The organism is Acetobacteraceae bacterium (genome assembly GCA_004843165.1).
Classification (GTDB): Bacteria; Pseudomonadota; Alphaproteobacteria; order Acetobacterales; family Acetobacteraceae.
Genome location: CP039459.1, coordinates 716,828 through 738,824, shown reverse-complemented (window position 1 = coordinate 738,824; position 21,997 = coordinate 716,828). Strand labels below are relative to the sequence as shown.

22 protein-coding genes are annotated in these 21,997 nt (G+C 44.2%); 15 read left to right on the top strand and 7 right to left on the bottom strand.

What is annotated here, in order from left to right; all coding sequences use genetic code 11:
• Positions 1 to 20: 20 nt before the first annotated feature.
• Positions 21 to 701: a class I SAM-dependent methyltransferase gene (locus FAI41_03605; GenBank protein QCE32741.1), complete on the top strand. Its 681-nt coding sequence runs from the start codon at positions 21 to 23 to the stop codon at positions 699 to 701.
• Positions 702 to 746: 45 nt separating this feature from the next.
• Here the strand turns inward: FAI41_03605 and FAI41_03600 are convergent, their stop codons facing one another.
• Positions 747 to 1,661 carry a hypothetical protein gene (locus tag FAI41_03600; GenBank protein ID QCE32740.1) on the bottom strand — a complete coding sequence of 305 codons (915 nt, stop codon included), beginning with the start codon at positions 1,659 to 1,661 and terminating at the stop codon, positions 747 to 749.
• Positions 1,662 to 1,906: 245 nt separating this feature from the next.
• On the opposite strand from FAI41_03600, the gene FAI41_03595 reads away from it, so the two are divergent.
• The 3 genes from FAI41_03595 to FAI41_03585 all read left to right on the top strand — a co-directional run bounded on the left by FAI41_03595 (position 1,907) and on the right by FAI41_03585 (position 4,303).
• Positions 1,907 to 2,263 carry a hypothetical protein gene (locus tag FAI41_03595; protein QCE32739.1) on the top strand — a complete coding sequence of 119 codons (357 nt, stop codon included), beginning with the start codon at positions 1,907 to 1,909 and terminating at the stop codon, positions 2,261 to 2,263.
• A 139-nt stretch (positions 2,264 to 2,402) separates the two neighbouring features.
• Positions 2,403 to 2,999, top strand: coding sequence for a hypothetical protein (locus FAI41_03590; GenBank protein QCE32738.1), 597 nt, complete (start codon positions 2,403 to 2,405; stop codon positions 2,997 to 2,999).
• A gap of 161 nt (positions 3,000 to 3,160) precedes the next feature.
• Complete coding sequence (locus tag FAI41_03585; GenBank protein QCE32737.1) at positions 3,161 to 4,303, top strand: SulP family inorganic anion transporter; 1,143 nt, start codon at positions 3,161 to 3,163, stop codon at positions 4,301 to 4,303.
• On the opposite strand, the gene FAI41_03580 is transcribed toward FAI41_03585, so the two are convergent.
• Positions 4,284 to 5,378 carry a DMT family transporter gene (locus FAI41_03580; GenBank protein QCE32736.1) on the bottom strand — a complete coding sequence of 365 codons (1,095 nt, stop codon included), beginning with the start codon at positions 5,376 to 5,378 and terminating at the stop codon, positions 4,284 to 4,286. The genes FAI41_03585 and FAI41_03580 overlap by 20 nt on opposite strands.
• A gap of 81 nt (positions 5,379 to 5,459) precedes the next feature.
• Complete coding sequence (locus tag FAI41_03575; protein QCE32735.1) at positions 5,460 to 6,347, bottom strand: hypothetical protein; 888 nt, start codon at positions 6,345 to 6,347, stop codon at positions 5,460 to 5,462.
• 438 nt (positions 6,348 to 6,785) lie between these two features.
• Between FAI41_03575 and FAI41_03570 the strand changes: the two genes are divergently transcribed.
• The 4 genes from FAI41_03570 to FAI41_03555 all read left to right on the top strand — a co-directional run bounded on the left by FAI41_03570 (position 6,786) and on the right by FAI41_03555 (position 11,570).
• The gene (locus FAI41_03570; GenBank protein QCE32734.1) at positions 6,786 to 7,142 is read left to right on the top strand and encodes a hypothetical protein; all 357 of its coding nucleotides are present in this window, start codon (positions 6,786 to 6,788) and stop codon (positions 7,140 to 7,142) included.
• 145 nt (positions 7,143 to 7,287) lie between these two features.
• Positions 7,288 to 8,412 carry a hypothetical protein gene (locus FAI41_03565; GenBank protein ID QCE32733.1) on the top strand — a complete coding sequence of 375 codons (1,125 nt, stop codon included), beginning with the start codon at positions 7,288 to 7,290 and terminating at the stop codon, positions 8,410 to 8,412.
• Between the two features lie 126 nt (positions 8,413 to 8,538).
• A complete protein-coding gene (locus tag FAI41_03560; protein QCE32732.1) occupies positions 8,539 to 10,458 on the top strand; it encodes a hypothetical protein in 1,920 nt (639 codons plus the stop codon).
• Positions 10,459 to 10,484: 26 nt separating this feature from the next.
• Positions 10,485 to 11,570, top strand: coding sequence for a hypothetical protein (locus FAI41_03555; protein ID QCE32731.1), 1,086 nt, complete (start codon positions 10,485 to 10,487; stop codon positions 11,568 to 11,570).
• Positions 11,571 to 11,732: 162 nt separating this feature from the next.
• Here the strand turns inward: FAI41_03555 and FAI41_03550 are convergent, their stop codons facing one another.
• The gene (locus FAI41_03550; protein QCE32730.1) at positions 11,733 to 12,953 is read right to left on the bottom strand and encodes a hypothetical protein; all 1,221 of its coding nucleotides are present in this window, start codon (positions 12,951 to 12,953) and stop codon (positions 11,733 to 11,735) included.
• Positions 12,954 to 13,198: 245 nt separating this feature from the next.
• Between FAI41_03550 and FAI41_03545 the strand changes: the two genes are divergently transcribed.
• The 4 genes from FAI41_03545 (at position 13,199) to FAI41_03530 (ending at position 15,827) form a co-directional block, all read left to right on the top strand.
• Complete coding sequence (locus FAI41_03545; protein QCE32729.1) at positions 13,199 to 13,918, top strand: hypothetical protein; 720 nt, start codon at positions 13,199 to 13,201, stop codon at positions 13,916 to 13,918.
• Between the two features lie 21 nt (positions 13,919 to 13,939).
• On the top strand, positions 13,940 to 14,791 hold the full coding sequence (locus FAI41_03540) for a hypothetical protein (GenBank protein QCE32728.1): 852 nt from the start codon (positions 13,940 to 13,942) through the stop codon (positions 14,789 to 14,791).
• Positions 14,766 to 15,287 (top strand): hypothetical protein, encoded by a 522-nt coding sequence (locus FAI41_03535; GenBank protein QCE32727.1) that lies wholly within the window; start codon positions 14,766 to 14,768, stop codon positions 15,285 to 15,287. Before FAI41_03540 ends, FAI41_03535 begins: the two co-directional genes overlap by 26 nt.
• A gap of 258 nt (positions 15,288 to 15,545) precedes the next feature.
• On the top strand, positions 15,546 to 15,827 hold the full coding sequence (locus FAI41_03530) for a hypothetical protein (protein QCE32726.1): 282 nt from the start codon (positions 15,546 to 15,548) through the stop codon (positions 15,825 to 15,827).
• Between the two features lie 240 nt (positions 15,828 to 16,067).
• Here FAI41_03530 and gloA read toward each other — a convergent pair whose 3' ends face one another.
• Both gloA and FAI41_03520 read right to left on the bottom strand, forming a co-directional pair.
• Positions 16,068 to 16,442 (bottom strand): lactoylglutathione lyase, encoded by a 375-nt coding sequence (gene gloA, locus FAI41_03525; GenBank protein ID QCE33777.1) that lies wholly within the window; start codon positions 16,440 to 16,442, stop codon positions 16,068 to 16,070.
• A 265-nt stretch (positions 16,443 to 16,707) separates the two neighbouring features.
• A complete protein-coding gene (locus tag FAI41_03520; GenBank protein QCE32725.1) occupies positions 16,708 to 18,597 on the bottom strand; it encodes a hypothetical protein in 1,890 nt (629 codons plus the stop codon).
• Between the two features lie 249 nt (positions 18,598 to 18,846).
• Between FAI41_03520 and FAI41_03515 the strand changes: the two genes are divergently transcribed.
• The 3 genes from FAI41_03515 (at position 18,847) to FAI41_03505 (ending at position 21,147) form a co-directional block, all read left to right on the top strand.
• The gene (locus FAI41_03515) at positions 18,847 to 19,329 is read left to right on the top strand and encodes a hypothetical protein (GenBank protein ID QCE32724.1); all 483 of its coding nucleotides are present in this window, start codon (positions 18,847 to 18,849) and stop codon (positions 19,327 to 19,329) included.
• A gap of 9 nt (positions 19,330 to 19,338) precedes the next feature.
• On the top strand, positions 19,339 to 20,607 hold the full coding sequence (locus tag FAI41_03510) for a hypothetical protein (protein QCE32723.1): 1,269 nt from the start codon (positions 19,339 to 19,341) through the stop codon (positions 20,605 to 20,607).
• 189 nt (positions 20,608 to 20,796) lie between these two features.
• Positions 20,797 to 21,147, top strand: coding sequence for a hypothetical protein (locus tag FAI41_03505; GenBank protein ID QCE32722.1), 351 nt, complete (start codon positions 20,797 to 20,799; stop codon positions 21,145 to 21,147).
• Between the two features lie 63 nt (positions 21,148 to 21,210).
• Here FAI41_03505 and FAI41_03500 read toward each other — a convergent pair whose 3' ends face one another.
• Positions 21,211 to 21,978, bottom strand: a complete 768-nt coding sequence (locus FAI41_03500; protein QCE32721.1) for a hypothetical protein — start codon at positions 21,976 to 21,978, stop codon at positions 21,211 to 21,213.
• Between the last annotated feature and the right edge of the window lie 19 nt (positions 21,979 to 21,997).

Here is a 21,997-nt window from a genome sequence, read left to right as displayed (position 1 = left end):
TCTGTGAGAAGATAAAAGGCATGTGCGGTGTGACACAAAAAAATGCAAAAACAAATCCTTTGCCTCAGGAGACGAGCAGAGAATTTTGGGAAAGACGTTATCAATCTGCCGGTTTTTCAGCGGAAATGTCCATTCGTCCACCCCGCCCCCGCCTCAAAGAATTCCTGGAAAAACTCCACCTCCCGCAAGGGCTAGCCCTTGATCTTGGCTGCGGCCGTGGGGAGGATGCCATTTGGCTCGCCCAGCAAGGATGGGCCGTTGTCGGTGTTGATGTTTCCCAAGCTGCCTTGCAGCAAGGCCGTCTTTTGGCAGAGCATGCCGGGGAAGAAATCAGTAAACGTATTGAGTTTAGTTGCTGTGACCTCGATCAAACTTTTCCTGCTGGAAAATATGACCTGATTTCAGCGCAGTTTTTTGAATCCCCCGTTCCTTTTGGTCGTAATCGTATTCTCAAAAAAGCCGCAAATTATGTTAATCTCAACGGGATTTTGTTAATCACCTCCCACGTCTCTCGGCCGCCTTGGTCATGGCCAATGCGTTTTGTCCCGCCTGCACCTGAAGCGGCTCTTGCTGCTCTGAACCTCCGGGAAGAAGAATGGAGTAAAATCTGTGTTGCCGATTTAAGTCGTGTGGCGACAGGCCCAGAGGGGCAGAAAGCTATCGTTAAGGATGGCGTTATCTGCCTTAGACGTAGACAGTAAAGGTCACAAGGCGCTTTTTAAGTTCCGAGATTTTAAGATAACGCATTATTTCTTTGCTTCTTGGCAGGGATCTTGCAGTCTTCGGTCGCCTTTGAGGAACATATTGGCAGGGAAGTTGGCAGAGCAATAATTACCGACTTTTTGGTGGATTTCTTCTGTCCAGTACCAGCCATCGCTGTAAGGTGTGAAATCATCCATTTTTTTGCCATCTCTGAGGGCATACATGCTGAAGATTGTTGGGAATAAGCCATAAACATTCGGTGGTGCTTGACGCTCCCAATGGAGAAGATAGGTGGCTTTCCCTTTGGCTCCCTCAACTTGGATGACTCTCGTCGCGCTGAGGGCATTGCGCCGGTCTTGGGGGATATCGCTTAAATCAACAATTTTCTCATGTAGGTCGAAAACGGGAATGATTGTATTGACCTGCTCTTCTTTCCCATTTTTCTTGGTTTTTTCAAGACGGGTAAAACGATATTTAATTGTTGGTACAGTAGGCCAAACAATAAAGGCACCTTCACCGAGAATGACGCTGGGATCTTGGAGGTTGAGCTTGTGTTTTTTAAGTTTTTTAAAATCAATGCCGCCATCAATAGCGATAATTTTTGGTCGGGTGGCACCTGCTAAAAGGAGCAAGGGCTGTTTGCTTACGCCATCATTTCTGAAAATTTGTGGCCAAATGACATTTTCTTGAATACGAGGGCGGTCATTGGCAAAGGCCATCGGATTTTGAGAGGCCGCACGTTCCATTTCTCTCGGCGTCATCATAGGGGGGGGCGGGGCAACTTTTAAACCGCCCTGAGGTGTTTTGCCTGCTGTTGTCTGTGTCGGATTGGGGGAGACAGGAGGCTTGGGGCGAGCTCCGTAGGCTGTGCTTAGAAAGGCTGTCAAGGAGAGCGCTAAAAGTCCGGAGGATTTCAGAATCGTTTTTAAAGAAGCAGAAAGGGGAAAAGCGTCATTCATAAAAATAAATATCTTTCGGGCGGATCTAGCGCAGGTCTTTTTCTTATACCTCATTTTGGCATAAAATAAATCTTTCAGCCGTAAGTCAAGAAAGTGATTTCGTGCTTGCTTGCATTGTTTTTTCACAATACTTAGGCTTAAGAAGGGCTAAACAGTAAATTGTTTCAAGACAATTTTAAAAGCTTTTTTGCTGTCGCAGGTAAGCTCTTTTCAAAATAGACCGATAAAAAGGGGGATGTATAAAAATGGTTCAAGTATATAGAGATGGTGCCGATCGGAAAGTGGAGATTTTTGATGGCGAAATGCTTCTTAAGTTAAATTTTCAGCCAGATCTTGCCCATGCAGAGGATAAGCCGAGCAAGGTTACAGGGACGCTTTTCGAAGGCGGAAAAAATCAGGCGTTGAAAGCACAGCTTCTTGACGAGATGCAGGGACAGGGTGATACCGAGAAAGAAGCGTTGTTGAATCTTGTTGAGAAATTGTTGGCAGCGGCAAAAGAGGAAAAAATTTCCAAAGCACTCGAAAATATTAAAATCAAAATTATTAGCGAAGGGATAGGTTTTGCAGACGCACGTTATATTCCCCCTTCCATGCGCTCATAAGGATAAAGCGTGTTTAGAAGGGAAAGGTCTAAAAGATTTTTACTTCCCTTCTTTAAAATCATGTTATAACCCACCATCTGACAAAGACTTATTCCCAGAGAGACTGGGAGTTATGATTTACGGTTAAGGAGACGTTATTATGCCGGATAATCTTCATGTGGACGAAGAAGACTTCAACCAGAATCAGCGCATTCTAGCCGAAAAAACATATGATTTGGCAGAAAATACGCTTCTTGCCGTTCGTTCTTTACAAGAATTCGCCAGCAAGCAGTTCCAGAATAATTTGGCACAGATTCGCTGGAAAGCATGGAACGATTACCAAGAACATTTGGATTCTGTGACCAATCTTCTCTCTAATTCTCCAGATGGGATTCCAGAGCGGGAACAGCCTCGTCTTGCAAAAGATGTCGTCTCTCTCGGCCGTGCTATTGTTCAGCTTCGACGGGCTTTTGGCCATGAAGCTGTTGAGGAAGAGGTTGGGGAAATCGGTGCGCTTCTTGGCAAAATGTTTGAGATCGCAGATCAAAAGAATCTTTCAAAACATGATCGCCGCAAAGAATTTAAGTTTTTTGCAGAGGAAACAGCACCTGAAATTCGTAATTTGATGGATAAGCTCGAAGAGAAAATCTCGCCGATGATGGAGCTTAAAACGGTTTTGGAAGAATCAGCCGTACCTTTGGTGCAGGGGCAGTATAGTCCTGTCGGACCTTTGAAGCATCTTTTCGGCGATCATTGATTCTTCCCTTCATTGATGGGGGAGAGGCGCTTTTTGTTACTTCAAAAATTTTGATGCGCTTCTCTCCGCATTCCTGAAGCGAAGAGAAGGTACGCCCTCTCAAAATCTGTTATGTAAAAGCTCAACCTGAAAAGGCTGGGCTTTTCTGTTAGGAATTTTTGTTGAAATCTTATTTACATAGCTGGTGTTATGGGCATCCGCTTAAAGAAATTTTTGCAGGCATGGTCAGTACCTTTGCCTTAATTCCCGAAGTCATCGGCTTTTCTTATATTTCAGGCGTTTCGCCCGCATCTGCGCTTTTTGCCACATTTGCCATTGCCTTGGTGCTGGCTTTTGTCGGGGGGAGGCCGGGAATGATTTCCGGTGCGGCAGGGTCTGTTGCTTTGGTTGCTGCCCCGATCGCCCATCGCTATGGGCTGGATTATTTAGCCTTAGCAACGCTTCTTTCAGGGATTTGGCAAATTTTATTTGGGTTTTTGAAACTGGAAAAGCTTATACGCTTTGTTTCACCGGAGGTGGTGACAGGTTTTGCCAATGGGCTGGCGATTTTAATTTTTTCGGCACAAATGCCACATTTTGTGCAGGCTTCGGCCATGGGATGGGGAATGATCGGCGCTGGTTTGGTCATTATTTATCTTTTACCCCGCTTTTTTAAATCGGTTCCGTCCCCTTTGGTTTGCGTCTTTCTTCTCACTTTAGGCGCAAGTTTCTTTGGGCTAAAAATGCCGAGAATCAGCGATTTAGGCAGTTTGCCGACCCATTTTCCCCTCTTTCAGTTTCCTGCGGCTCCCCTTGATTTGAAAAGCTTTTGGATTATTTTACCTGCGAGTCTTGCAATGGCATCTGTTGGGATTTTGGAATCTCTTTTGACACTCGAAATTACTGAGGAAAAGACGGAGATGCCAAGCTATCCTGCGCAAGAATGCCGTGGGCTGGGCATTGCAAATATGATGGCCTCCTGCGTTGGCGGTGTGGGCGGCTGCGGAATGATTGGTCAAACCGTCGGTAATTTACGCTATGGCGGTAAAGGGAGGCTTTCTATTTTTGTTTCCGGTGCCTTTTTACTTTTATTGATGATTAGTCTGCATCATTGGGTTGCCCAAGTCCCTGTTGCGGCTTTGGTTGCGATTATGGTGATGGTTTCCATCAGCACTTTCTCTTGGGAAAGTTTGAAAAAATTTAGACAGCCTCAGCAAAAAGCATTTTGGATTATTTTGGTGACAACGAGTGTCGTTGTTGCCACCAAAAATCTTGCCCTTGGGGTTTTGGCCGGTTTGGTCTTGTCTAAACTTGTTCGGGCGTAAAAAGATCCTTTTTGGGATATGGATTTTTTTTGCCATTTTTGCGTTGATGAAAAGGCCGGTAATTCGGCTTTTTCTTTTTTTTCTTTTTCCGCCGCAAAATTGGAGCGTTACGAACAGGGCGCAAACGTGCCACAAACATGCCTGTCAGGACGACAGAGCCACCGAATAAAATACCAAAAGTCAGTCTGTCCCCCGTGAGGAACATGGAGGAAATAATGGTCAAAGGGGGCTCTGCATAAAGTAAAATACACGCATTTGCCGCGCCCAATCTGCCAACCAAAGCGGCCCAGCAGGCATAGCCTAAAACAGAAGGGAAGATCGCCAGACCTAAGACATTGAGATAGGTTGCCCGTGAGGCATGGAGCAGTCCGCTAATGCCTGATGGCAGCCAGAATACCAGAAATAAAGCACCAAAAAGCACAATCCAAGCCAATGAGCACATTGGCCCGTATCGCTGGATGAGCGGACGTTGCAAAAGGCTGAAAATCGCTGTTAAAAAACAGCTCAGTAAAAGGACCATCGGGCCCTGAAGATTGGCCGCTGAGATTTGTCCTGTGGAGGCGGCGACAATACCGACACCGAAAAGCGCAACGCCAGCCCCAACCCATCCCCATTTATTGAGATGTTCTTTATAGAAAATAATGCCTAAAAAAGCCGCAAAAATGGGTGCTGTACAATTCATCAAGCACGAGGCAGAAGGCGTGAGGCTTGTTTCCCCGATATTGAGGAGAAGATTATAGAGTGAAAATCCTAAAAGACCGCAAATGGCAAAACGCCACCAATCCTGTTTTTGAGGAAGCGTGCCGGCATGGGGAAGTTTTTTGGATTTTAAGAAGAAAAAGGGCAGGAGAAAGACAGCCGCAAGCGTATAGCGAATGCTAGCTAGTCCGCCCGGTTCCATGCCGCCTTTCATGGCCAGTTGAATAAAAGGAAAAGCGAGAGACCAAGAGCCTAAGAGGACAATCGACTGAATAATGGTGGCAAATGTGTCCCCCTTTGCGTCAGGATGGGGACTAAATTCATGATGGGTTGATAGAATTTGCTGGGAGGTTGCAGGCGTGGGATTTTCGGTCAAATTACCGTACCGTTGATGAAAGAGAAGAGAGAAAGCGGAAAGTAGAGGAAAAACCTTCAGAAAGAAATGTTTTTTGCACGCTTAATGTTTTTTTCCCATTTTTGTTACAGCCATACCACTTAAAACAATGGCACCACCAATTAAAGTCATCTTTCCGGGGATTTCCCCCTCCAGTAAAATGGAGAGGATCATGACGATGGGCGGAATTGCATAGAGGATAATACCGGCTTTTGCACCGCCGATTTCCCCGCAAAAAGCAGCCCAGCAACCATAACCGATCAAGGTCGGCAAAAGCACTAATTCGACGAGGCTCAGCCATGTTTTAAGCGGAGAGTGCTGGAGTTCACTCAGACCAGAGGGAAGGAAAGGGAGCAGAAAAAAGGCAGAAAGAATTGTAAAATAGCCAAGCGTACGAAGAGAGCCGTAACGTTTAACAATAGGACGCTGTAAAACCGTATAACCGCCAGTACAAAGCGCGGCAGTAAGAACAATGAGAGGGCCTGAAAAATTATCAGCAGTGATTTCCCCATGGGAAAAACAGACAATAGCAACCCCGCTAAGGGCAATGAAAGAGCCGATCCATGCAAATAAAGTTAATTTCTCATTGAGAAAAAAAGCCCCCAGAAAAGCAGAAAAAACAGGAGAGGCACAGACGATTAAACTTGTTGCAGAGGCAGAGACACTACGTTCGCCATAATTGAGCAAAAAACTGTAACAAGAGATCCCTAGAAAGGTACAAATGAAAATGCGCGGCAGGTCTTTTTTCTCTGGCAGATATTTGCGATTAAAACAGAATGGGAGAAAGAAAAGAGCGGCTAAGTCATAGCGCAGGGCAGAGAGTCCGGAGGCGCTTAATCCCCCTTGCACAGCCATTTGAATAAAAGGGAAAGCACTCGCAAAGGATAAAAGTGTGATGATCCCTTGGAGGGAGAGCTTTAACTTAGAAACAGGCGGGTCAATATGGGACATCAAAAAACATCAAGAAAAAAGGGAGATTTTCCGGAAGCTTAACAGAAGAAGCCGAAGGGGATAAGGTGAAAATCGTAATTTACGTATAAGTAGAGTAAATTAATTATAAGTATATGCCTTAAGACGACTTTTTAGTAGCCGGCTTCTTTTTGCTCCAAGATGGTCATCGTTTTTATTCTCAAAAATTTGAGCGTTGTTGATGACCCTTGGTATTAAAAAGAATGTGGAGATTTTAGAGATGTGTCAGTGAAATTTCCTTAATAAAGATACATTAAAAAAAGATTAAATTTTTGAAAATGATCTGAACTCCTTAGAAGGTAGGGTGTTTTTCTCTCAATAATATCAGGGATTTCTCCTTTTTTAGCGCTTTGAAAAAGCCCTGCATGCACCTATACTCGGGGCAGTTTGTTTTATCTTTAATTTAAGGGGATTTTCAAAATGGTTTCATGTCCTATGTGTGGAAAAGTCTATTCCGAGCATGAATTAGAATTACATGCGCAGGCCGAAAAAGTGGGGGCACATTATTGTTGTCCGCATTGCGGATGGGCTTGGGACCCTGCATTCTCTAATAAGCCAGATCAAGCAGAGGATTCAGAAAGTCAGTCACCTGCCGCAAATAAGGCAAAAAAAACGGTAAAATCTGCGGCTAAAAAAACAGCAAAAACCTCAGAGGACCCCGCCGCTCAAAAACCGGCTAAAGCCTCAAAAGCGAAGACAGAAAAAGCAGCGCCTAAGAAAACAACAAAGGTAGGCAAGCCAAAAACAGAAAAAGCGGCCAAGCCTAAAGCGGAATAAGTCTTTTTAAAAGAGGGATTTTTCGCCTAAAAGTCCCTCTTACATGCCTTAAAAGCCCCCTCTGATTTCCCCTTGCCTCTCGGTTTATTCTGGCCGATAATATTCTTCTAAAGATTAGATTTACCGAAACTGGCAGGGATTTTTGATGAATATTGAAACAGAGATGACCAATGAAATGGCGGCGTTCCAAGCCAAATCTCCAAGCTTTTTAAAATCTTGGCTGTGGGTCAATATTCTCTATCTTTTCCCAGCCTCTTTGACAGCCCCTTTATGGGATATTTTGTTTCCGGATTTGGATGAAAGCCTTTCCGGTTTTCTTCACGATTGGGCCGTGCCTTTTATCGCCGGCAATCTTTTAGCCTTGTTATTTTTGGCCCTGAGAAGAGCGTTTTTAAAATCCCGTCATAAAGAGGTCGGAGAGTTTGTCCCACTCATTCCTGCCAAAGCGGTTATTTCCTATATTTTACCTTTTGCCTTAGCCATGACGGTAGATATTGCCATCGAAGCGTGGTGGACTGTGCCGCCTGCGGATCGTGGTGATTATGCGATGGGCTCTTATGAGACGTTTTTCTTCACCTATGGGATGGAGTTTCTTGTTTTTTGGGGCTTGGCAATCCTTTTGACTATTTTAACAGATAGTACAGCCCGCCTTTTGGCATTGGCCCATAGGACGCTTTATGAGGTGAAGGAAAAGCAGCAGATCAGGCTTGCTGAAAATCCTCTTCCTAAATCTCTCCCCGTTCGTTTTGTTGCTTTTTTGGGCAATGCGCTCTTTTTCTGGCTACGTTCTAATATTTGTTACATCATTCCAGGCGCTTTGATTTGGCCGTTATGGGGCTTTTTTATGGGGAACGGCGAGTTTATCGCCTGCCTTTCCCTATGGGGGCTTGGGGCATTATTTGGCAATGCGGCGGCTTTTTTAATGATTGTTTTTTGGGCTGTTGTGTCCATGATTTTTAAAGGGATTTTGCGTGGCTTTGGCTATCAAGTGATCTCAAAACCGGAAACCTCCTCTCTTCAAATCGAAGTGAGAACATGGTTTGTCCATAATCTTATTTTTCTTTTCCCCTCGGCTTTGTTGATTTTCTTTCAGGGAACAGGCGTTTTTTCTTTAGAATCCACGATTGGGGAATGGGACTGGGGAACGCCTCTGGGGCGGACTTTCTTCATCTGTATTGTCTTTTGGGGTGTTTCTCAGGTGGTGTCCTATTTTGCCGAGCGCTACTGGACAAAATGTTTTACATCCTTAAGAGGCAATATTTCCCATTGATTTTGTCATTTTTCTTTCCTTGTAAAAGCGTCTAGAGCGCAAGAAGAAGCAATATAAGTATCGGGGATACTATATGCCAAGAGGCTTTTACGTATCGAAAGGTTTATCTCATTGACGGAAAGGGATGTGCGGAAATTCTGGTTTCTTAAAGATTGGGGCTGGGTTAATTTTTTCTATTTTATACCGGCTTCTTTGTTGATTCCGATTTGGGGATTTTTACAGCCGCCAACGGGAGCCATTAGCCTTGATGAAATTTGGCTTTCCCTGATTTTTTACAGCAATCTTTACTTTCCCCTTTGCATGGGAATAAGGCAGTGGGCCTTAAAGCGGAAATCGGTGAAAAAGCAGGTTTTTGCGGTTCCATTATCCTTTGGGGCTGGGGCTCTTTTATATCTTTTCCCCTTTGCGGTTTTAGGATCGCTTATTCTTGTGGAAACGCAGGGGGAGCAGCTTTTGAAAATTCCTCAAAATCCCGGTATTTTTGCATCTATCCCTTTTTTAACTTTGTGTTTTTTCTTTGCGCTTCCATTTTTGTGGGGGGCAATGCTCTGCCTTTCCTGGTTAGTTTGCTGGGGCTGGCGTGTGTCCCGTTCTTTGTCGAGGAAATTGGCGCAAGAGCGCCTTCATAATGCTCAAAAACAATCTTTTAAAGACCCGCTTTTAGCCAGTTGGGTTGCGGTAAATATTTTTTACCTTTTGCCAGCCTCTTTGGCTTTGCCCTTTTTAATTTTTACCTATTCCAATGATCCGGATGCCTTTTTCATTCTTTTGATGGCATGGCTTTTACTTTTGGTAATCGGCAACATTGTCGGGGGGGCTGTGGCTTTATGGCGGTGTTTTTTACTTAAAAAACACAATTATGCGGATTTTCAAAAAATTATTTTATCCCCGATCCAAAGCAACTGCCTTTATATCATGCCGTTGGTGATTGCCGGTAGTCTGGAGGCGGCGCTTACCAGCTGGGGTAAAATAATGCTTCAGATGGATTTAGAGACTTTTTTCGCTGAAGTGCCATTATATTTCTCTTTCTTTTGTCTGGATCTTTTGGGGTTTTGGTTTCTTGCCAGTTGTTTTTCATGGCTCGTCCGTGCCCTTGCAACTCTTTTTTGGCAGCCAGATCCTCGCCCTTCTGCTCTTAAAGGCAAGCGTCAACAGATCAGGCGGGAAATGCCTGTTTTCCTCATTCATCTGCCCAAAAGTATGACGGGGAACTTGCTGGAGGAAATGGAAGCGGAGCCACAGAAAACACAGATAGATTTTCAAGCGCTCTCTGCGGAGAATCGCCCTGCCGCGGGGCCTTTATTCCTCTATCATTGGTGTGTGCCGCAGCGTGTAAAGGCGCTTGTTTATGCTTTTTGCCGTGAAATGGGATTTTATATTTTTCCCCTTGCACTGGCATGGGGCATTGGCACCGTTTTTGTTTTAGAGACGGGGGCTTTTCAAGATTTTTTTCAGATGATCCTCTGGGCTGGCACGATCGCTTTTCTTTTGGGGCTTGTCGCACAGGTCTATGTTTTTCTCTGCTCTAAAATGTGGCAAGGGATTTTGTTTACGTTTAAACGGACAGATACCCCTCAAAAGAAATCGTCATTTCTTTCTTTTTTGGGAAATCTTTTTCGTTATATCTTGCCGGCACCTTGTCTTATTGGTTTTTTGGCGACTGTTCCTGAATTTTTTACACCGCAGCCGATCGCTCCTTTTTCAGCATTGATGGGTGCTGTGGCGGTTGTTGGCATGGCGATTTGTCTGTCTCTTTTTTTTCAGGGGTGTTTTTCACTTTTTCGCGTAATTTTTTATCATTTCTTTGGCGGAGCGCTTCGGCGTTATCAGCAAAATCTGGCACAGCGAAAGACCGAAAAGCAGGCCTTAAAACAAAGTGCTTATAAATGGCAGGTCCATAAGTACCGTTTTAAAAAGAAACTTTCAGCCCCTCAGGAAGACAAAAATGTGCAGAAAGTGAAAAAAAGAAAAATATCCAAAATTGTGAGATATGATGGTAGGGTGATAAGAATCAGGCCAAGCTCTAGGCCTTCAAGGAAGCGATAAAAAGCAAAAGAGAGGCGATGTCTCACATGTTAAAATCTATTTCCTACTTCTCGCTTTTTTTGAAATATTTTTGGGTCAATCTTTTCTATATTTTGCCGGCGACTTTTGTTTTCTGTCTTCCCAATTTCTTTACGTCATTGCATCGTTTCGTCATTGATTCCTTTTTGCCCTTTTTTCTTGGCAATTTCTTTTCTCTGATTTGGGAAATTTTAAGATATTACCGACAGGAAAAACGGACAGGAGAGGGGAGTTGGGAGCCGTCCCCCTCTGCTTTTTGGAATAATCTTTATTATATTTTTCCCATTTGTCTGATGAACGCCTCCATTGCTGTTTTTGAAATTTGTCTTTTATCCTCTGAGGAATGGCAGGCAGGACGTGTTCAGGAAAATCTTCTTTATCTTATTTTGCTATTTTTTCTTTTTTTGGCAGTGAATTGGACCTTGGCTACTTTTTTTTCATGGCTGATGCGTTCTTTTGCCAGTGTGATTTGGCGGCTTTGTCATCGAAAGAGGAAAGAGGATTTTTATTTTGAGGAAATGCCTTCCGAAAATTTTATTTTTGGTGGTTTCCCCGCAGCTTCCGTTACAAAAAATCTATACGCGATTTCACATCCAAAAGGATTATTCGGTAAGATTTTTTGGTATTGGCTGCATCTTAATCTTCTTTTCTTTGTGCCTGCCGCGATCGGCATTGGCTTAGGCTGGCTTCCTTTGGCACCGGAACTGGTAAAGTCACGCTATTTTTTACCGCTTGAGATGATTTTGTGGCTTTATATTAATCTCTTAGCGCTTGGCGGGGCTGTCATATGGTTTTTGGTAAAGATTTTACTAGAGGAAAATGCGGGTCAGTCTCTCGCCCGATTTACAAGTAAAAAAACGGGAGATTTTCTCTATTGGCTTTTAAAGGCTAATTTGATTGCGATTATGCCTATTTTATCGCTGGCCATTTTAGGCAAATATCTGCCGGCATCTTTGGCTTTTTTAGATCCTGCACATCAAAGCATCAGAACGTTGCCACCAAGTCTTTGGCAGGATTTTCTTTTCGGAAATATCCTCCTGATCCCATTTGGATTCTATGGAATCTGGCAAAAGCATAAAGCAAAAAAAATCTGAGGAAATAGTGGCCGCTCCTCTGCAAAAAAGGGGGGGAGAGGAGCGACCTATCAAGAGTTGCGCTTTTTTCCCCTTTTTGACAAGGGGGTTTAGGATAAAAAATTAGTTTTGGCTCAACATTGTTGGATGCAAAAAAGCCGCCACTTAAAAGCCATTAAAATCCTAGGATTGTGGTATGTTATGGAGAGGAAGCGGCAGATTTTTGTTTAGCTGAATTTGTGCTTTTAGCGCTTTGCTGTCGGGTTTGACTGTTTCTGCTTTGCGCACGAGGGGAGCAACAGGCTGCTGTGCCGCTTGTTGAAGAAGAGCGTCTTTTTGAGAAGCGGTTTTTTCTTCTGGTGCCGGCGTGTTTGGTGCAGGAGAACTTGGTGCGGATGAAGCCGGTGGCGCAGGGTGCGTTTGAGGATTCATCGGAACAGGTTCAGCCTCCCCTTTGGCCTGTAGAACGGCTTGACGTTTCGCCTCGGCTTTTGCGTGTTTTGCAGCCAGTTTTGCTTGAAGCTGTGCCGTTTTATCCGCCTGTCTTTGTGCCTTTTTCTGGCGTTTTGCTTCTTGTTGCTGGGCTTTTTTCGCCTGCTTGGCTTCATAGGCCGCACGGCGTTCCGGCGGTAGTTGGGCAATTTTTTCCTGTTGGCGTTTGGCCTTTTCAATCTTGTCATCGGCCGTTACTTGCGCCCATGCGCTTTTTTCAAGTTCGACAACGGAATAGCTAGAGGCCTCTTTCTGCCCCGGATCAGCCAGTGCAGGTAAAAGATCCTGATCTTGGGGCATTGCGGCTAATTCTCTGTCATGCGCCAGCTTTAGATTATTTTGAATGCGCAGAATTTGCTCAAGAGCAATGGTAAATTGTTCACTCACAGCATTTTCTGCCAATTTGCGTGCCGCTTTATTGTCCTTCATGCTCAGGGGTGGCGGATTTATTGCGGCCGCTTTGGCTGTGAGGATTGTATAAAGACGATTGGCAATGGCGTTGACTGCTAAGGTTTGCGACGCAAGACTTCGTTGCGCCTCAAGAGCGGATTGGTTGCGTTCAGCCTCCAGTTTCATTTGGCGTAAACGGCGCAGGTAACGCTTGTCTTTGCCATCAACATCGAGCGCTACACGGCTATTATGCCATTTAGGTCCACATCCGGCATAATCAACGGCAAAAACAAGCACGACATAAGGAATGGAGATGATTCCTGTAATTGGGTCACATCCGATATCCCGAAAGAGGGCGTTATCCATACTTTCCAAGCCACATTCTGTGGGCCCCTCATTGGGAACAATGGTGCAGGCGGAAAGAGAGGCTAAACAGGAGAGAGAGAGAATGCTTTGCTTGAAACGTTTTGGAAGCTTTAAAAAGGCATGAAGTTTTTGAGAGGCGGCTTCAAGCTGACGCATAGTGATAAATCCTGCAGGATGGCGCAATTTTAGCGGTATATTTTTATAGTAATACATAACTATGACAGTTTTCGCTTGCTTTCTCAAGCGTAGAAGCTCTTGAGAGGCAAGGTCATTTGTTGCTTTTCTTAAATAGTTGTATAGTCCTTTCCTTAGTTAAAATAATTTTTTATTGAAATAGTCTAAGTTTAGAAAGTAAAACGCTTTGCATTTTTTTAATGCTGGGATTTATTGTTAGGTACGTTATGCAAAACAAAAGAACAGATGAGCCGAATATGGTGAAGAAAGCAGCGGATGCTCTGAAACATTTTTTTCATTATATAAAAGAAGAGCTTAAAGCGGATTTTAAACGTTCCAATATTATCGGGATTCCTTTTTTTCTCACGAGAGGGCTGGAAGTTAATTACTTCTTTATTTTTCCGTCTGTGAGTACTCTCGGTATTTTGATGCTGATTTTTGTGCCCTTGCATCGCTATCCTACGGCATGGGTTTTTCAAATCTCCGTTATCTTGATTCTTTTATCCAATATCGCCTCTTTGCTGGCGATGCTGCTTTGGCGCTGGCTGGTGGAGCGCCATCATAAGGAAATGGTTGAAAAACGCCGTCAAATACATCAGAGAGACAGCCGTATTCTCAATACGGCGGCACGTTTTGCCTCGCCTTTTTTAACACCGGAAGGGAGCCATCCGGCACGCCATGCTCTCGGATTGTGGGTTAAAGATAATCTTCTCTATATTTTCCCCTCTATTCTTTTGGTCGCGCTGTTCCCCTCAGATATTTTGATGCTTGATCCGGTGATGGAAGAGGGGATTTCAAGCATCTTGACTTACACGATTCTTTTTGCCGTAATGGCTAATTTAATTTCATTATGCGCTTTTATCCTCTTTTTTATGATGCGATGGCTCTTTATGCTTATTCGCAGGGTTACAAGAACGCTTTCAGGGGTAAGCTATTTAGACCGCTAGTCAGGCTGAGATGGAAATGAAATGGAAAAATTAGAGCAAAAGAAAAAGGCAGAGCCGATCACCATTTCCGAAGAAAAAGGTCTTTCTCGCTTTTTAGCCTCTTTGCCCGCTGAGGATGCGGAACCGCCTTCCTTTTTTGTAAAAGTCAAAGCAAGAGCGGCAACGCTGCTCTTGGATCTTTGGCGATATTTTCGTTCTCCAGATTTTTTTATTTGGATCAGAAACTGGCTAAAGACGAATTTATTTTATCTTTTCCCAGCTTCTTTGGCGGCCCCTTTGATGGCGTATTGTCTGATGCGCTCGGATATGCCCCGTTTAAAATATTTGGAATATGGTACGCTCGATACGTTATGGCGTGCTAATCTTCTTTCTTTGAGCCTTATTTTGATTATCGGTTGCTGTCAGCGGATTGTCCGTGCGGACAAAGTCGAGGTGCGCAACAATCCACATCCTTTTTTCCGACTCTTTTGGTATTGGGTGGGGGCAAATTTTGTTTATATTTTACCCATCCTGATTTACAGCAGTATCTTAAATGCGTGGTATTTTTTAGAAGGGATGGAGCGGTTTACGCTGATTGCTAATCTGGTCGTAACGCTTTGGGCGATTGCGACTTTCTTTTCGCTTTTAATTATGAGTTTAACCGCCGCAACAGAATGGGTTTTTCAGAGCTTAGGGCGCTCAAAGACATTGGAAGAAGGCGAGGCGGAAGAGAATATACAGCTCAGCGAGACAGAGTTTCAGAAGCTTGAAATCACCGCAAGCGTAGCAGACGCACCGGATAAAGAAGTGACTTTGGTTGAAAAAACACTTGTGGTTGAAGAGGTGAAAATCTTGGATGGAAAAGCAGATGACAGCAAAGAACATAGCACCTAAACCCCCTAAAAAACGTCAAAATACCTCAAATGTTCCAAAGCCAAGAAAAGGGCGTAAAACCAAGCCTACGATTCCGGAAACACTTGAAGAGATTCCCTTTCTTTCCTCTGAAGTTGAACGTAAAAAATCCCGTAAGAAACCCCTTCCTGTAAAAGAAAAGGCTGGGAAAGAGAAAGAGATTGTTCCTGTCCCAAATGTGCCTTTTCAAAAAGACAATTTGCCCGTTTTGTCACAAAAAGTCGCAAAAACGCCTGTTTTAAAAGAATCTTTCCCGTCACAAAATTTTGAATCTTATTGTCTTTCCCATTGGGGACGGATCAATCTGTATTTTTTTCTGCCGGCAAGCATTAGTCCACCTTTATTGGGGCTGTGGTTGACGCCTGCGGGCATGACGGCAGGATTTGCCATTTTGGTCTTTATGGCCGTCTTGGGAATTGCAAATTGTTTGAGCTTTTTGCTGATTTTACTGGTTTGGGCGTTTAAGGGAAATCGTTAGGTCCAATTCTTTCCGAGATAGCATCGCTTGAAAAGCTTGTTGCTGAAAAGCTTCAAGTAAATCTTTTCGATGAAAAAAAACATTTCGCTTCTGTTTTTTTCCTAAAAAAATACTATTTTGAGCAAAGATTTTTATCCTGTGAATAATTTATTTTCTTGGGGTTTTCGCATGTCGTAAGCATAGCTGGAAAACACCATAGGGAGAGATTTCCTATTTTTGTTGCTAAGAGACGATATGATCTAAAAGGAGAGGGGCGCCATGATTGCAGGGGGGAATCAACAATTCGAAAAAAAGCCCAGAAGTTTAGGCAGTGCGGTGCTTTCCAGAGAAGAAATTCATGGGGCTCTTTATAATGCGCTTTGTCGTTTTTTCGACAAAAAGGATTTTTTTCATTGCATTCGTTTCGAACAGATGGCCTGGCTCATGGTTACCTGCTTTTTATGTACGGGGATCTTAGGATTTTCATGGCTTTTCTTTTTTGGCGGTAATCTTGTGGATTCCAGTGCCATGTTGGCTTTAAATTTAGAAAAGCCTTTTTGATTTCTAAACTTTTTGAGAAAAGAGGAAGTCTTTGAGATGCATTATGAGATTGAAATCTATGCTGAACTTGCGCTTTTCGTCCTTTTTAGCTTTTGCCTTCATGCGACATTGAAGGATTTTAGTACGATTTCCGGCATTTATTGTTTTTTACTTTTTTTGCCGCTGATCTTATGGCCGCTCCATTGCTGGGCATCTTGACCTCATTTGAGAGGCCAAGATTTTCTATTCTTCATTTATTTCTTATTTTTCGATGAGCTCGGTTTTATAGCCGTCAGGATCTTCCACAAAAGCAATAATGGTTTTGCCAAACTTCACCGGGCCTGGTTCTCTTGTGACTTTGCCGCCGAATTTTGCACCTTCTTGATGCACTTTTTTTGCAACGGCAGCGACATCGGGAACAGCGATCGCAAAATGTCCAAAACCATCTCCGATTGTATAAGGTTCCGTACGATCCCAATTAAAGGTCAATTCAATTTCTACTTTGCTCGGATCTTCTTTAAATCCCATAAAGACAAGCGTATAGCGGCCGCCTTCAACATCGGAGCGGCGAAGCTCTTCGAGACCAAGTAAATTATAAAAACCAATGGTGCGCTTTAAATCTAAAACACGGACCATCGTGTGCAAATAGCGCAAAGGCGCAAGCAGTTTTTCTGTCATTGTTTATCCCAAATTCAAAGATTTACCGAGGAAGGAAGGGCCAGACAAAATAAAGAATCAAGACCAGACTCCCGCCAATCATAATCCATCCTAAACCTCCCCAATGCCCATTCCAAATTTTCTGCCATAAGGTCAGTTTTTTGGGAGGGGGCGTTTCAGATGGAATGTGCTTTTCTTGTTTATCAGAAGGCATATTTTCCCTTTCGTGAGACCGTTTCCGAGTTTAGGTCTCTTTCTTGATTTTGGGAAGTGTTGTCGGATTTTGATCGGAAAAAGGCAAAATACTCTTTTTTGTTCCAGCACCCTGCTTCGGTACCGATTTAGGAACGGGTTGTTTCGTATTGGGCAAGGGCTTTGCCGCAATTTTTTCACGGAAGGTCGCCGGCTGATGCGCAAAGGGAAGCTTGTTTTTTGCACTGGCTTTTTGCGCCGTCGTGAGAGAGGCGTTATCTTGGAGTGCATTTTGCGCCTGCAAGAAGTTTTGCGCCGCTTGCATTTCGGAAGAGAGCTTTTTCGAAGTTTGGCGGGCTTTTTTATTTTTGACCTTTTGGGCTTGCGTTTCCAAATAGGTTTGCGTCTGTGAGAGACTAATATTGGCGTTCTCAGCCCGTTCGTTTTGCACCTCTTTAGAGCCTTGTGCTACTTCAAGCGCTTCCCGTTCTGCCTGTGTCTGAATTCTATGGCGGGCGCTGGCGATTTGTTTTGCGGCTAAATTGGCAGAGACTTTTTTATGTTGATTTTTTGTCCCTTTGGCGACATCGGCCATAAAGGCCTGCGCCTTTTGCATTTCGGCACTCAAGACAGCAGATTGCGCCTGAATTTGATGGGCTTTGAGCGTATCTTGCGATGGCGGCGCTTTTGGCTCGATGAGGGCTTTTTTCCGTGCGGCTTCACGTTCTTTACGGGCACGTAAATTCGCCGCTTTGAGACTTTCCCGGCGAGCTTGTGCACGTGCAGCGGCACGTTCCTTGCGGGCTTGGCGTGCCTGTTGGGCTGCGGCAATATCTGCAAGCCTTTTTGCCTCACGTTCCGCCGCCCGTTTTTTAGCCTCTTCCTCTTCGGCAATTTCGATCTGTTTCTGGCGGACTTCCTCTTCCAGACGTTCTTTTTCTTGCACGGCTTCGGCCCGTTTTTGATCAATTTCCGCTTGTTCTTCTTCGGTCAATGGCAGTGGTGCCCCCGGAGATTTCGGCTGTTCGCTAAATTCATTCGGCGTTTCTGGAGCATCTGGATCATCTTCCTCATCAATGACAGGCGCTGGCGTTTCTTTTGATTCCGGCCAAGGATTTTCACTCGATTTTGGTGTGAAGGGATTTTTATAAGGGTCTTGGTTTTGTTTTGCTCTGTTGGAAGCGCGTTTCTCGCTTTCATCTTCCCCTTCAAGAATATTTTCGTCTGATTCAGCCGTGGCACGTAAATCGGCAAAGTGATTTTTAAAGGCGCATTCCCTGAAATCACTGATGGCCTCTTGGGTGCCTGAGAGCGGGAGCGGCTCAGGAGATCGTGTTCCAAAACGCAAGGTTGCACTCTCTCCCTGCTCTAAAGCGGCTAAGAGCGGTAAAAGACGCTCAATCGTAATGGAAGCCGCCATCCGCTCTGGGGTTTGAGCCAGCATAAAGAAAGTATCTTGAAAATCAGCCGTTAGACGCCCTCGGAAGGGCATCGGTTTGATCGGTTCCCCGCCATCTTTATTGGGATCAATATGTTCCGTTACCAAGTGGTTTTTGATTTGAAGTGTGACAGCGCCGCCGCTTTTTTCAGGCAGGTTCCAGTTGGCATCTTCACTGGTAATTTCAAGTCCCTCTTTGGAGGCCCAAAGGCCAAATTTTCCATAATTTCCAGAAAGACGGCAGAGAATAGGCTTTTTCTCGTCTTCTTCGTCAAGGCGCAACGCAGAAATCCAATCGCCCCAGATATGGTTTTCATCTTCGGAAACATTACTCACGGATTGTGCAAACACAGGTTTAGGGGTGAGATAAAATGCTGGTACAGAAAAGAAAAAGGGGGCAGCAAAAAAAGAAAATGTCGAAAGACGCAGGCGGCGTGCGGCCGCTTCTGTGAGCATTAAAAAAAGATTTGGCTTTGAGGGGGAGAGGAAGTCTCCATCATTCATAAGATAAACTCGTTTGCGGCACGGCACTTTAATGGACGAAAAAGAAGGTTTTCTCGCTTGTTCATTGTGGATTTCACTCTTTTCTGTTTACCCTTAAATCATGAGAAGAAGATAGAAAAAAATAAAGCACTGGCGAAACAAAGCTCTTCCTTTATTTATTTTAGAGAATTATCTTAAATTTTCTAGGCTTTATGCTTTTTTAGGATGCTGGAGAGATTTGTAAAACGATACAATCGAATAGAGCTGAAAATGGAAAACCACACGCACAGGGTCGCACAGCAAGCTGTCAAGATTTTTTATAAAGCACCTTTAGGGCTTGTTACCGGGGATTTTGTTGAGATCGGCAAAATACGCCTGCCAACACATATGCTTACAGGGGGCAATGTGCGTCGCCGTAGCGGTCTTTATTTCGGTTGGGGGGCTTTTTGGATTTCCCTTTTTTTGATCTATGGGATTCTGTCTTTTCAAGATGTTAGTCTGTGGGATTTCCCTTTTAGGCTTTTAAGCCGGCCTTGGGATTGGTTTATTTTTCTTATAGGCGTTCTGGCGTTTATTTTTGCTTTGTATTTTACACTTTTTCCGCCTTTTGCGCTTTATCTCGAAATTGAGGATGACGGGGATGAAAAAGAGATTTTAGCAAGAACATCCTTAAAGCCACACGAGCTTAGAAAAATGGCCGAAGCAATTGAAAAAGCCATAAATTGGGACTATTCCCCGATGAAAACATTTTAAAGGTTGAACATGCGGTCTTTATATTTTCTGTCTTTTTTAATTGGGGGAGCTTCTCTTTTTGGTGCCGTCAGTGCAAAAAATTCATGGGCAATGGATATTGCAGAAGAGGCGCTTCTGAGAGATTCCGCTGAGAATGATAAAGAGGGGGAAGAGGCCAATTACCAACGTCATTTCCGTCATCAGGAAGAGGCCCGTGTTCTGGAAGAGGAAAGTAAGCGCAAGATCTCAAAATCCGGCCCGCAGCAATCGCCCGATGTCACGGCTTATCTTGCCGCCCATAAAGGGGCAAAAACATCCTTAACGCCACCGCCGACCTTATTAGGGGAAATGGGGGAAAGTGATCCCATGCCGACGCTTTCACCAGAGGAAAGTCAAAAGGCGGGGCAGGCACAGTTGCAGGCGCAATTGCAAAATGCGCAGCATCATCATGCACAGGACACGCAAAATAAAAGTTTTGTTTTGGGGATAGATCCGCATCAAAAAATCAGTAATCGTTATTTTCAACCGCAAGGTACTTCAGCAGGAATACAAAATGCGGCGGCTTCTTATGGCAACAATATGTCTGCTAAATGGAAAAGCCAGTTACCCGGCATGACGATAGATGAGCTTTTAGGCGAAACACGTGGCAGTCTGATTGATGCGTTAGAATTGTGTCCGCCTTCGGCAGAGGAGAATTACCGTCTGGAGAATTGTTTGAAACATCATTCACCGCCGGAATGGTGGACAGCAGATCTAAAACGTTCTGAGCCAAAATTACTGGTGGAAAAATGGAAGGCGTTGAAAACCATTCCGCTTAAAAAAACGGATGATCCTTTAGAAATTTATGCAAATTGGCTTGCTGAAATGATTCCTGAAGAATTTAAGGATCGACATCATCCGGAATTTATCTCTGCCTTGATTAAGCCCCAGCCTGTTAAAATGGTTAAGGCACAAGAAGGTGTGCTTGTGCCGCCGCCTGCACAGGTTTTAGCGCCGCCGCCGCTTAATCTTGCAGAGGCGAAGGCTGCCCTTGAGGGGGGATTACAAAAACCGCAAGCTATTCCCTCTTTGACAGAGGAGAAGGCGATTTCCCATCAAAAACAAGAGCATTTAGCGGAAAAAGCAACGGAATCCTATATTGGCGAGGATAATGCACAATATCTTTATCCCGTGACGGCAGAGGGGAAACCCTCCAGCCATGCCGGTGCTTTACAGGAAACGGCGCAAAAACCTGTCAAGCGAACACATGCGGACTTGCCTCCGATCGCTGGCGTTGAGGCTTATCGGGATGAGGAGTGAGACAAATAAGTGTCACTCTTCTGCGGAAGCGGTGTGTTACGCTTAGCAGTAGCTTGACTTCTCGTTTTTTTCAAAGCACCGTAAAACCCTAAACGTCGCTTTAGCCAGAGACATTACTTTTCTTCACAGAGAATGTTGTGCGCTTATTTGCGATGTGTTTGTGAGAAACATAGGAAAGATCAAAATATTATGGCTGACGCACCTGTTACAGTTCCTGTTAAAATCGTTGAAACAGATGTCACACATCCTGTTGGCATCGCAATTTCTAACATTCATGAAGTGACCAAAGATGTCATCAATGAAGTCATCACCCATACTGATGCCATTATCTCAGAGGTTCAAAAATCTCCGGATTTAAATGAGCATGTCCAGCATTTGCACCATGCACTGCATAACGCCTGTGTTGCTTTGACAGTTGCCGGTGTTTTCTTTGCTATTGTGTTGACCGTTATTGCGGCGAGCCTTGTTGTTGCTGCATTGGCATTGCATAAAATTGCCAAGCAGGGCGAGGTTGAGCTTGAGCTAGAAGAATTGAGCTAAGTTTTTAGTTTTCTCAGGAAACTATTGAGAAAAGGCTGTTCTTTTTAAAAAGAACAGCCTTTTTTAGTGCAAAAAAGTGAGTGGAAAGGGAGCGCACGTTAAAAGGGCAGGGAGTTTTCCTTTAAGATCGCCATCTGCCTGAACAGCACTGTGGCCGAGAAAATGACATTCCGTCTCCGGTTCGATTTTTTTGAGAAAAAGTTCTTTCTTTAAAAAAGGAAAGGGGAGAAAAGCGCCAAGAACAGAGAGGGAAAATGCTATTTTCCCAGAGGCTTGAAACAGAATAAGATGTGTTTCTTTAGAACTCGGATGCTGGTTTTTGGCAATGCAAAAGGGGCCGCCGTAGAGAGAGCCTCTTGAAAAGATTGCACAGCTTGCCTGAAAATTTTCTGAAATATTTTTGTGCTTTAAATGTATGTGAACAAGCGGAAGAGGCGCTTTGAGCAGTTTAAGCAGGGCGATAAGATAGGCGATCCCACCTAAAGATTTTTTAAGGCGGTAGGAAACATTCGCAACGGTTTCAGCATCTAAAACCCGCACTTGCCATTTGAAGAAAAAGCTTTTCCCCCTCTTGGCTTTTGAGAAGTGCCGGACAAAGCGCACATGGTCGGGCTTTTGTGAGAAGATAGTAAGTATTTTTTTAAGGCGACGTGGAATTTTCAGCTCTCGTGCTAAAACATTGGCTATCCCAAGCGGCACAATCCAAAGCGGCAAAGGCATTTTTCCTAATTTTTTACGTTCATAAAGACCGCTGGCAACCCCTGGAATGCTTCCGTCTCCGCCTACAATCGCCAGAAGATCGTAGGCTTCATGACTGGTTTGCAGGGCAATTTGGAAAGCTTCTTTTTCA

Excerpts from the sequence above, each read along its gene's own strand:
- FAI41_03605 (QCE32741.1), top strand. The coding sequence starts at position 21 with ATGTGCGGTGTGACACAAAAAAATGCAAAAACAAATCCTTTGCCTCAG.
- FAI41_03600 (QCE32740.1), bottom strand. The coding sequence starts at position 1,661 with ATGAATGACGCTTTTCCCCTTTCTGCTTCTTTAAAAACGATTCTGAAA.
- FAI41_03595 (QCE32739.1), top strand. The coding sequence starts at position 1,907 with ATGGTTCAAGTATATAGAGATGGTGCCGATCGGAAAGTGGAGATTTTT.
- FAI41_03590 (QCE32738.1), top strand. The coding sequence starts at position 2,403 with ATGCCGGATAATCTTCATGTGGACGAAGAAGACTTCAACCAGAATCAG.
- FAI41_03575 (QCE32735.1), bottom strand. The coding sequence starts at position 6,347 with ATGTCCCATATTGACCCGCCTGTTTCTAAGTTAAAGCTCTCCCTCCAA.
- FAI41_03570 (QCE32734.1), top strand. The coding sequence starts at position 6,786 with ATGGTTTCATGTCCTATGTGTGGAAAAGTCTATTCCGAGCATGAATTA.
- FAI41_03565 (QCE32733.1), top strand. The coding sequence starts at position 7,288 with ATGAATATTGAAACAGAGATGACCAATGAAATGGCGGCGTTCCAAGCC.
- FAI41_03555 (QCE32731.1), top strand. The coding sequence starts at position 10,485 with ATGTTAAAATCTATTTCCTACTTCTCGCTTTTTTTGAAATATTTTTGG.
- FAI41_03550 (QCE32730.1), bottom strand. The coding sequence starts at position 12,953 with ATGCGTCAGCTTGAAGCCGCCTCTCAAAAACTTCATGCCTTTTTAAAG.
- FAI41_03545 (QCE32729.1), top strand. The coding sequence starts at position 13,199 with ATGCAAAACAAAAGAACAGATGAGCCGAATATGGTGAAGAAAGCAGCG.
- FAI41_03540 (QCE32728.1), top strand. The coding sequence starts at position 13,940 with ATGGAAAAATTAGAGCAAAAGAAAAAGGCAGAGCCGATCACCATTTCC.
- FAI41_03535 (QCE32727.1), top strand. The coding sequence starts at position 14,766 with ATGACAGCAAAGAACATAGCACCTAAACCCCCTAAAAAACGTCAAAAT.
- FAI41_03530 (QCE32726.1), top strand. The coding sequence starts at position 15,546 with ATGATTGCAGGGGGGAATCAACAATTCGAAAAAAAGCCCAGAAGTTTA.
- gloA (QCE33777.1), bottom strand. The coding sequence starts at position 16,442 with ATGGTCCGTGTTTTAGATTTAAAGCGCACCATTGGTTTTTATAATTTA.
- FAI41_03520 (QCE32725.1), bottom strand. The coding sequence starts at position 18,597 with ATGAATGATGGAGACTTCCTCTCCCCCTCAAAGCCAAATCTTTTTTTA.
- FAI41_03515 (QCE32724.1), top strand. The coding sequence starts at position 18,847 with ATGGAAAACCACACGCACAGGGTCGCACAGCAAGCTGTCAAGATTTTT.
- FAI41_03510 (QCE32723.1), top strand. The coding sequence starts at position 19,339 with ATGCGGTCTTTATATTTTCTGTCTTTTTTAATTGGGGGAGCTTCTCTT.
- FAI41_03505 (QCE32722.1), top strand. The coding sequence starts at position 20,797 with ATGGCTGACGCACCTGTTACAGTTCCTGTTAAAATCGTTGAAACAGAT.